At 66.9% G+C, this 8,465-nt stretch carries 8 protein-coding genes; 3 read left to right on the top strand and 5 right to left on the bottom strand.

Annotation, left to right across the window (positions count from 1 at the left end):
- From AWC07_RS04735 to AWC07_RS04725, 3 genes are all read right to left on the bottom strand, one after another.
- Positions 1 to 431, bottom strand: a 431-nt coding sequence (locus AWC07_RS04735) for a DUF222 domain-containing protein (protein ID WP_139829529.1), incomplete at its 3' end; no start/stop codon positions are given.
- A 681-nt stretch (positions 432 to 1,112) separates the two neighbouring features.
- The gene (gene tyrS, locus AWC07_RS04730) at positions 1,113 to 2,390 is read right to left on the bottom strand and encodes a tyrosine--tRNA ligase (RefSeq protein WP_085104974.1); all 1,278 of its coding nucleotides are present in this window, start codon (positions 2,388 to 2,390) and stop codon (positions 1,113 to 1,115) included.
- A gap of 18 nt (positions 2,391 to 2,408) precedes the next feature.
- Positions 2,409 to 3,020 carry a DNA-3-methyladenine glycosylase gene (locus tag AWC07_RS04725; RefSeq protein ID WP_036419757.1) on the bottom strand — a complete coding sequence of 204 codons (612 nt, stop codon included), beginning with the start codon at positions 3,018 to 3,020 and terminating at the stop codon, positions 2,409 to 2,411.
- 57 nt (positions 3,021 to 3,077) lie between these two features.
- Between AWC07_RS04725 and AWC07_RS04720 the strand changes: the two genes are divergently transcribed.
- From AWC07_RS04720 to AWC07_RS04710, 3 genes are read left to right on the top strand one after another with little or no spacing between them, the layout of a single operon-like run.
- Positions 3,078 to 3,845: an ABC transporter ATP-binding protein gene (locus AWC07_RS04720; RefSeq protein WP_036419753.1), complete on the top strand. Its 768-nt coding sequence runs from the start codon at positions 3,078 to 3,080 to the stop codon at positions 3,843 to 3,845.
- A gap of 2 nt (positions 3,846 to 3,847) precedes the next feature.
- Positions 3,848 to 4,597, top strand: a complete 750-nt coding sequence (locus AWC07_RS04715; RefSeq protein ID WP_208622360.1) for an ABC transporter permease — start codon at positions 3,848 to 3,850, stop codon at positions 4,595 to 4,597.
- Positions 4,597 to 5,208 (top strand): TetR/AcrR family transcriptional regulator, encoded by a 612-nt coding sequence (locus AWC07_RS04710; RefSeq protein WP_036410257.1) that lies wholly within the window; start codon positions 4,597 to 4,599, stop codon positions 5,206 to 5,208. Before AWC07_RS04715 ends, AWC07_RS04710 begins: the two co-directional genes overlap by 1 nt.
- Here the strand turns inward: AWC07_RS04710 and AWC07_RS04705 are convergent.
- Positions 5,174 to 5,398: a Trm112 family protein gene (locus AWC07_RS04705; protein WP_036410251.1), complete on the bottom strand. Its 225-nt coding sequence runs from the start codon at positions 5,396 to 5,398 to the stop codon at positions 5,174 to 5,176. The genes AWC07_RS04710 and AWC07_RS04705 overlap by 35 nt on opposite strands.
- Positions 5,391 to 8,354: an acyl-CoA synthetase gene (locus AWC07_RS04700; protein ID WP_244187488.1), complete on the bottom strand. Its 2,964-nt coding sequence runs from the start codon at positions 8,352 to 8,354 to the stop codon at positions 5,391 to 5,393. The genes AWC07_RS04705 and AWC07_RS04700 overlap by 8 nt, the downstream gene beginning before the upstream one ends.
- Positions 8,355 to 8,465: the final 111 nt, after the last annotated feature.

The raw sequence follows: 8,465 nt of genomic DNA, 5'->3' as shown, positions 1-8,465 counted from the left end.
TGGTCGACCCAGCCGGGCAGCTGCCGGCAAAACCGGCGGATCACCGCGATGTGCTCGGCGCCGATGGCGCCGTCGCGCTGCGCGGCGGCGGTGGCGGCCAGCGCCGGGGCGATCGGCTCACCGGTCAACCCGCGCCGCGGCCCCAGATCGGCGGCCGCATGGATGCGCCGGGTGGCCTCGGCCCGGCTGATCAACGTCCACTCGGCGATCGCATGCGCCAGCTTGCCGCCCAACTCTTCGGCGCTGGCCTGGCGGGCCAGGTGGTTGATCAGCTGATGCTCGGGCACCGGGAGGCGTCGGCGCGCCTGTTCGCAGCGCCCCAGCAGCGTCAACCACTGCGCGGTGCTCAGCGCGTCAAAGTTCAGGCCCGCCACCACATCCAGCGCCGTATCCAACCCGTCAAAGGCCGCCGTGATCGCCTGCCAATCCATGACACCTAACCTATCGGCGAGCACCGACAAAAACCGGACAGAAAACAACTGCCGAACAACCGATTTCACATTTCGCTGGTAGCGAACATCAACCCGGGCCTACCGCCGCGGCCACCACACCAGTCACAAGACAGACCCGTACCCAAAATGCCCCACCTATCCGTGACAACCACAGCAGCGCAACGGATTTGTCGCTATTAGCGGTCGTGGGGCTGCGCCCCGGTGTGGGGAGATGAAAATCGCGTACTGGTGCGGTTGGGTCGGCGGCCGACGGCGCCGAGTGATGCTGGCGGCGTCGACTGTGCACTGAGGGCTTCGAGTGTGCGCTGGCGGCGTCGAGTGTGCCGTCAGGGCGGCGGATCGTGGCGGTTCCCGCCGTACATACACAGTCGAACCCGTCACCGCACACTCGATACGGCGGCATCACAGCCGATTCGGTGAGCACGTGAGGCATCTCCCGAACGCCTGCCACCACAAGCGGTTTGAGCGACGGTGCGGTATCGGCGTTTCGAAAACACAGCCGGGCATCTAAGCGCACGAGGACATCGATGACCAGCCGCATTCGTGGTCACCACTAATTTTCGAGCGAGGCGGGCACTAGCACTAACGGTGGACAGAAAACGCGGTTGCCAACACCGCAATGAGGCCAACGGCCAGAGCCGCTGCGAGATCCGACCTAACCTAAGAGCCGACCCGTTCGACACCGGCGACATTCCGCTTGCCGCGGCGCAGCACCAGCCAGCGGCCGTGCAGGAAATCCGATGGCTGCGGCGTCCATTCGTCGGTCTCGACGCGAATGTTGTTGACCGACACCCCGCCCTCGTTGACGGTGCGCCGCGCGGCCTTCCTGCTGTCCGAGAGGCCGGTGGCCACCAACAGGTCCACGATCCCGTCGGGAGTGCCCGGTTTGAGCTCGGCGACGGTGGTTTCGCGCAGCGCGGCAGCCAGCGTCGGCTCGTCGAGCCGATCCAGTTCGCCGTGCCCGAACAGCGCCCGGCTGGCGTGCTCGACGGCGGCGGTGGCCGCCTCGCCGTGCACCAACGAGGTGAGCTCGGCGGCCAGCCGCCGTTGGGCCAGCCGCTGCTGCGGGCGCTCGGCGGTCGCCTGCTCCAATTCGGCCAACTCGTCGGCCGACAGGAACGTAAACCACCGCAAATAGCGGATCACGTCCGCGTCGGCGGTGTTCACGAAGTACTGGTACCAGGCGTACGGACTGGTCAGCTGCGGGTCCAGCCACAAGCTGCCGCCGCCGGTGGATTTGCCGAACTTGGTGCCGTCAGCGGCGGTCACCAGCGGGACGGTGAGCGCATGCACTGTGGCACCGAGCTTTTGGCGCACCAGCCGCACTCCGGCGATGATGTTGCCCCACTGATCCGAACCACCGATCTGCAGGCTACAGCCGTGACGCCGGCGCAATTCGACGTAGTCGTTGGCCTGCAGCAGCATGTAGCTGAACTCGGTGTAGGAGATGCCCTCACCTTCCAGACGGCGCCGGATCGTGTCGCGGTCCAGCATCACGTTGACCGAGAAGTGCTTGCCGACATCGCGCAGGAACTCGATGGTCGACATCGCGGCAGTCCAGTCGATGTTGTTCTCGACGATGGCGCCCGTCGGCGAGTCCCCAGAATCCGAGAAATCGACGAAGCGTTCCAGCTGCCCGCGGATCCGGTCGGTCCATTCGGCGACGGTGTCGGCGTCGTTGAGCGTGCGCTCCCCGATGTCGCGCGGATCCCCGATCATGCCGGTGGCCCCGCCGGCCAGCACGATGGGCCGATGGCCGGCCCGCTGGAAGCGGCGCAACGCCAGCAGCGGCACCAGATGTCCGGCATGCAGGCTCGCCGCGGTGGGGTCGAAGCCGGCGTATACCGTCACCGGGCCGCGCCGCAATTCGGCGGCCAACGCGTCAAGGTCGGTGGACTGCGCGATCAGCCCACGCCAAGCCAACTCGTCAAGGATCATGGTCGAAAGTCTTTCAAACTAGTCGCTGGCGCCCGGGACCGGCGCTCGGGGGCTGCGCCGATAAGCCGACACCTCCGGTCGCCTCGCGAGCCACAATCGCCACGGCCGGTCGGCGGCCTGGCTCACACCCACCCGCGGTCCGGACAGCGCCGTGGGTGGATTGGCCAGTTCCAGCCTTACCGGACTGGCCGGGTCAAATAGGTCAATCCCATTGTCCGCCATGGTGATTCCCAATGCTGAGCAGAGATTTCCCGGGCCGCGCGCCAGCGCGGCGGCACGGACCAGTTGGCCGCGACGGGAGCGGGCGACATCGATGCCGTCCTCGATGACGCAGGCCCGCAGCAAAACAGCGGCAGCCGTGCCGTCGGGGCCACACGAGACGTTGGCGCAGACATGGATTCCGTGGCTGCGGTAGGTGTAGAGCCGGCCCGGCGGCCCGAACATCACCGCGTTGCGGCCGCTGAGTCCGCGGTAGGAATGCGCCGCGGCGTCCGGCCAGGGACCGTCGGGCACCCCGCCGTAGGCCTCGACTTCGACGACAATGCCGCTGACCCCCCGTCCGGCGAGCGTGGCGCCCAGTAATCGATGCGCGGCAGCGACCGGGTCCACCAGTAGTCGCTCAGCGCTCACCGGAGAAATTGTGCCGTGCCTCTTGACAAGCGCCGGCGACAGGTCGATATTCATCATATGATGAGTTCATCGAGTGATGAATTACTTCGGGACGGCGCGGAACCGGCGGTCGTCATCGAAGGCTTGACCGTAATCCGTGGCAAATGCCTAGCGGTGCAAGATGTTTCGCTGCGAGTCGCCTGCGGCACCATCACCGGTCTGCTGGGCCCGTCCGGCTCGGGCAAGACCACGCTGATGCGTTGCATCGTCGGCTCGCAGATCGTCACCTCCGGTTCGGTGCGCGTGCTGGGGCTGCCGGCCGGGTCGTCCCAGTTGCGCCACCGTGTCGGATACATGCCTCAGGACCCGACCGTCTACAACGACCTGCGGGTGATCGACAACGTCCGCTACTTCGCGGAGCTCTGCGGAGTCGACGGCCAAGCCGCCGACGAGGTGATCGACGCGGTGGACCTGAGCAGCCACCGGACGGCGCGCTGCGCCAACCTCTCCGGCGGCCAGCGGGCCCGCGTTTCGCTGGCCTGTGCCCTGGTCGGCCGGCCGGATCTGCTGGTGCTCGACGAGCCGACGATCGGCCTGGACCCGGTGCTGCGGGTCGAGCTGTGGGATCAGTTCACCGCACTCGCGCGGCGTGGCACCACGCTAGTGGTATCCAGCCACGTGATGGACGAGGCCGACCGCTGCGGCGATCTGCTGCTGATGCGCGAGGGGCGGCTGCTGGCCCACACCACGCCGGACAATCTACGGAAGGAAACGGGATGCACATCACTGGAGGACGCGTTCCTGTCCATCATCCGACGCACCACCACCGCGCCCGCAGCCGGCTGAGCCTGCAGAACTATACGGCCACCACCGCGCGGATTCTGCGTCAGCTGACTGCCGACCACCGCAGCATCGCGATGATCCTGCTGGTGCCCGTGCTGGTCCTCACGCTGATGTATTTCATGTTCGACAAGGTCCCGCATCGCCCCGGCACACCCTCGGGGTTCACCACCGCCTGCCTGGTGCTGCTCGGCCTTTTCCCACTTTTCGTGATGTTCGTGATCACGGCGATCACCATGCAGCGGGAACGGGCTTCGGGAACGCTGGAGCGCATTTTGACCACCCCGCTGCGCCGGATTGATCTGCTCGCCGGCTACGGGACCGCGTTTTCGATCGCCGCGGTGGCCCAGGCCACGGTGGCCTGCACTGTGGCGTTCTGGTTCCTCGGTTTCGACACCGCGGGCAGCCCGGCGTGGGTGTTCGTGATCGCGATCGTGAACGCCATCTTGGGTGTCGGCCTGGGCCTGCTGTGTAGTGCGTTCGCCCGCACCGAGTTTCAGGCCGTGCAGTTCATCCCGCTGGTGATGGTCCCGCAGCTGCTGCTGGCCGGCATCATCGTCCCGCGGGCGCTGATGCCGGCCTGGCTGCAGTGGATCAGCAACGCGATGCCGGCCAGTTACGCCCTGGAGGCCCTGCAACAGGTGGGTGCGCATTCCGAGCTGACCTACACCACGGTGCGCGACATTGTGGTCGTGCTGGCTTTCGCGGTCGCTTCGCTGTGTCTGGCCGCGGTGACGCTGCGGCGACGGACGCCGTAGTGGCAGGGCGCCGACGTCCCGGCCGGCCGGCCGGAAACACCGACACCCGCGAGCGCATCCTGGCATGTGCGCGAGAACTGTTTGCGCACAACGGTATTGACCGAACATCAATACGAGCGGTGGCCGCTGCAGCCGGGGTGGACGCCGCCTTGGTTCATCACTACTTCGGAACCAAACAACAGCTTTTCGCCGCCGCCATTCACATACCGGTGGATCCGATGGACATCATCGCGCCGATGCGGGAAACGCCCGTCGAAGACCTCGGTGTGAAACTGCCGACCGCGCTGCTTGCGCTGTGGGATTCCGAACTGGGCCCACGGTTGATCGCGACGGTGCGATCGCTGTTATCGGGCACCGACGTCACTTTCGTGCGGTCCTTCTTCGAGGAGGTGGTCACCAAGGAGTTGGGTTCACGCGTCGACGATCCCCCCGGGACCGGGCGGATCCGCGCCCAGTTCGTCGCCTCCCAGGTGATCGGTGTAGCGATGGCGCGCTACATCGTCAAGGTGGAGCCTTTCGCGTCGCTGCCGGCCGAGCAGATCGTTGCGACGATCGCGCCGAATCTGCAGCGCTACCTCACCGGGGATCTGCCGGATGACCTGGCGCCGTGAAGCGGGCGTGCTCGTCGTCGCCGACGTCGCGGGCCTGGTCAACCAACAGGACGGGGATGCCGTCCTCGATGCGGTAGGCGCGCCGCAGCCGCGGGTTGTAGAGCACCGGGCCGTCCGGGCTGGAGACGAGCAGCAGCGGACCCTGGTCAACCGGACACACCAGGATGTTCAGCAGCTTGTCGTCAATCATCGACGGATTTCTCGCCGCCCAACTCGGTGCGCGCCGCCGGGGTCAGCTTGCGAAACTCGCCGGACGCAGGGTCGAAATACCATGCCTGGCGGCCGGGCTTGGGAATTCCGGCGGCCCGCAGCGCGCTGACGGTGGGCCGGTAGGTGGCGCTGAGCGACAGCTTCGGCACCACGTGGACGATGTCGGGACCCAGTCCGACCGGCATGCCCGCGACGGCATCGGTCAGGTCGGCCGCGGTGATGGTCGCTCCCGGTCGCAATGTCACCGCGGCGACCGCGAGCTGATGGCCGTTGGCCGAGACATCGTAGGTGACCGCGAGGTCGACGCCGTTGATGCAGCCCAGCGCATCGGTGACCGGCTCGGCATACACCATTCCCCGCGCGGTGCGCACCACCGAACCGCGCCGGCCCGCCAGCCAGTAGTCCCCGTCCGCGTCGCGGTAGAACAGGTATTCGGTGGAGATCCAGGTGTCGGCGGGGGCGAAGACGCCCCGCTTGATCGACGCGGTCGGGTCGATGGGTCCGCTGGCGTGCGCCAGCAGCACTCCGACCTGGTTGACCTCGGCAACCTGGACGAACCCGCGTTCGTTTTCCAGGATCAGGTCGTGTTCGGCGTCGTAGGCGCCGAGCTCGACCCGTCCGGCGCCGGGCAACGGGCGGCCCTTGCTGCCGATCTTGACGCCGGACACGTTGGCCAGCACCGCCTGTCCGTCGGTGGTGGCAAAGAACTCAACAACATGTGCCGGAGCGAACGTGTCGACGACCCGCGCCCACAATCCGGTCGGCATACCCGAGCCGATGAACAACCGCACCGGATGGTTGCCATGCAGGGCAAACGCCGGATCGTCGACCACATCGCGCAGCATGGCCCAGGTGTAGGACACGACGGTGACGCCGTAGCGGCGTATCTCGGCGACGAACCGGTCGGCACACAGTCCGCGCGACAGCGCGATGCGAGTGCCGCCCACCACCGCACCACCCAAGCTGACCAGCAGCGCGGATTCGTGGTGCAGCGGCGTCAGGCAGTAGACCGTGTCTCGGCGGTCCAGGGCGGCCGTCGATGCGGTGCCGAAGGCCGACACCGCCCAGCGGTAGTTGGTGATCTGCTTGGCGACCAGCTCGCCGCCGACCGCGCTGAACGCCATGAACGCCAAATCCCTTGCCAGGCCTGGGTTTTGCCGGTACCAGGCGGGCAATTGGACGGCGTCGGGGTCAATCTTCTCCATGTCGATCACGTCAGCGTCTTGGGGTAGATGCAGATCTCGGGACTCGCCGCCGCCCAGCACCAGCACCTGTCCGGGCAATTGGCGTGCCGCGCCGAGGTTCGTGGGATCGGTGATGATCTCGGTCGCTCCCCCGAGCCGCAGCTGTGCAGCCAGGTCGACGTCTTGGCGCATCAACACCACTATCGCCCCCAACCGCGAGAGCGCCGCGATTGCGACCAGCGCGCTGGGCCGGGTCTCCATCAGCACGCCCACCCGGTCACCCTGGCGCACCCCGACGTCGATCAGGCCACGGACCACGTTGTTGATGCGGCGATTCACGGCCTCGTAGGTGTGCACACGATCGTCGAACAGCAGGAATTCGCCTTGCGGGGCGTCGTGGGCCTGTTCGTCGATGATCCGGCCCAGCGAAATCCGGGTGTGGTCGTTGAGTTGCCCCAGTCGGGCCAGGCGCGGCAGCGTGCGGACGGTTTCGACGGCCAGGGTGCGCATGGACTTGTTGGCGGCGACCACCGCCCCGGCAGCGCCGCGGGCCATGGCCAGGGCCGCCTCGGACACTTCTCCGATCCCGTGCGCGATCCGCGAGCTGAATGCGACTCCGCTGTCGGTGTGTTCGGCCGGCTGCTCGACCATCAAGCTGATATTGGCCGGCTTGTCACCGTCGCTGGAGATCCAGCGCACCCAGTGGGCGACGGTGGGCCAGCTCTGGTGCGCCGCCCTGGATCCGACGACCAGACCGAAATGGCCGGTGCGGATGAGGCATTCGTAGACGTCAGTGTTGGGTGCGGCACGCCGGATGCCGCGCACCGAAGCCGGCTGGCCGATGTCGTCGACCTCGCCGACGAACGCCAGTATCGGGCAAGTGATGTCGGTGAGCGTCACCATTTGGCCGCTGATGGCGAAACCACCGGTCATCATTCGATTGTGGGCGATGAACTGCTTGAGCAGTTCTGAGATCGCGGGACCGGACCAGGCGATCCAGCCTTCGGATTCGAGGAATCGGCGCTGTTGTTCCCGCGGCAGCAGGGCCTCGCGGTCATGAAGCTGGCGCAGGAAGTCGATGCGGGCCTTGGCCGTCTTGAGCGGATCCATCATCTGGAAACCGGTGCGTGCCATCCAGCTCGGGATGGCCAGCCGGTTGAAGACGTGATCTGCCATGAAACCGGCGGCGGCCGCACCGAAGTTGGCCGGAATACCCATCGGCAAGGCGGCCAGGGTGTCCACCGGTGAGCCGAACGCCACGATGCTGGCGATGTTCTTGGAACGCCGGTATGCCGCGGCCTGATAACAGAACATGCCGCCTTGCGAATAGCCGACGATGTGCACGTCCTGGCCGGTGGTGTCATGCACCGTGTCGATGGCCTGACTGAGTGCGACGATGTGGTCGGCCAGGTTGCGGCGCATACCGCCCTCGACCTTGTCGGGCGAGCCGAAGTCGATGACCCACGGATCCAGGCCGCCGGCGTGCAGGATACCCACCGCGCCGTCCTCGCGGGTGACGTCCCACATGTCGGCCGACATCATCATCGGGTGCACCATCAACACCGGCGGGCCTACCGGCGCGTGTCCGGGCCGGGTGTCCGGCGGGAAGTACCGTCGCAGCTTGTACATTGGCACGCTCTCGACGATCTGGGACGGCGACGGCACGCTACCGGTCTCCAGGCCGCCCAGCCGCAGGACTTCCAGCCCGTTCTGGGCGGTGGCCACCAGACGCTCGACCGGGCGTGTGACCATCGACAAATTGAGATCCACGACTGCTCCTGGGTGCTCCTGAGTGCTCCTGAGTTGGCCTTGACCAGCGTGGACATCATTCCACATCGGAGCGGGGCAAAGGTCACGCCGTCG

The sequence above is a fragment of the Mycobacterium gastri genome, from assembly GCF_002102175.1.
GTDB lineage: Bacteria > Actinomycetota > Actinomycetes > Mycobacteriales > Mycobacteriaceae > Mycobacterium > Mycobacterium gastri.
Note: the sequence above shows the minus strand (reverse complement) of the source record. Positions and strands in the feature narration are given on the sequence as shown.

Coding starts and splice junctions, on each gene's coding strand:
- AWC07_RS04700 (WP_244187488.1), bottom strand. CDS start 8,354: ATGGTCACACGCCCGGTCGAGCGTCTGGTGGCCACCGCCCAGAACGGG.
- tyrS (WP_085104974.1), bottom strand. CDS start 2,390: ATGATCCTTGACGAGTTGGCTTGGCGTGGGCTGATCGCGCAGTCCACC.
- AWC07_RS04720 (WP_036419753.1), top strand. CDS start 3,078: ATGATGAGTTCATCGAGTGATGAATTACTTCGGGACGGCGCGGAACCG.
- AWC07_RS04705 (WP_036410251.1), bottom strand. CDS start 5,398: ATGATTGACGACAAGCTGCTGAACATCCTGGTGTGTCCGGTTGACCAG.